The following is a 506-nucleotide window of genomic DNA, read 5'->3' as shown; positions in this document are numbered from 1 at the left end:
GGGAGTTCCCCCCCCGGAACCCCGGCCGCGTAAAACTCCATGAGATCCGCGTTGCGGGTCATGGGTTCTTTGGGGGAGGGGACCCCGCATCGCGTCACGGCACTTCGCTTGTCTTGGCAGATGCCCTCGCTTTGCTGGAAACCCGTACACTTCACCAAAGCTTGAGTCGCAGGGATTGCGGGGAGGCCAAACCGTGAGCTTGACCGACTTTCACCCGCCCTACACTGCGGTCATCTTCACGAGCACCCTGGCCGGGAACGCGCCGGGGTATGAGGAGATGGCCGCTCGGATGGAAATGCTGGTCATCGACCAACCGGGCTACCTGGGTCACGAATCCGCGCGGACGCCCGGTGGCCTTGGCATCACGGTTTCCTATTGGCGTACGGCCCAAGACGCCCAGGCGTGGAAGGGCAACCACGAACACCTTCTGGCACAGTCGGCGGGTTCCCGGACGGGGTACTCGGACTACAGCGTCCGAATCCCCGTCCTCGGACGGCAAGACGACA

General features: G+C 63.8%; 1 protein-coding gene. It reads left to right on the top strand.

The features are described 5' to 3' along the window. Positions 1-193 precede the first annotated feature (193 nt). Positions 194-506, top strand: a 313-nt coding sequence (locus tag GTW58_RS14135; RefSeq protein WP_168023663.1) for an antibiotic biosynthesis monooxygenase, incomplete at its 3' end; no start/stop codon positions are given.

The organism is Kocuria subflava (assembly GCF_012163155.1).
GTDB lineage: Bacteria > Actinomycetota > Actinomycetes > Actinomycetales > Micrococcaceae > Kocuria > Kocuria subflava.
Note: the sequence above shows the minus strand (reverse complement) of the source record. Positions and strands in the feature narration are given on the sequence as shown.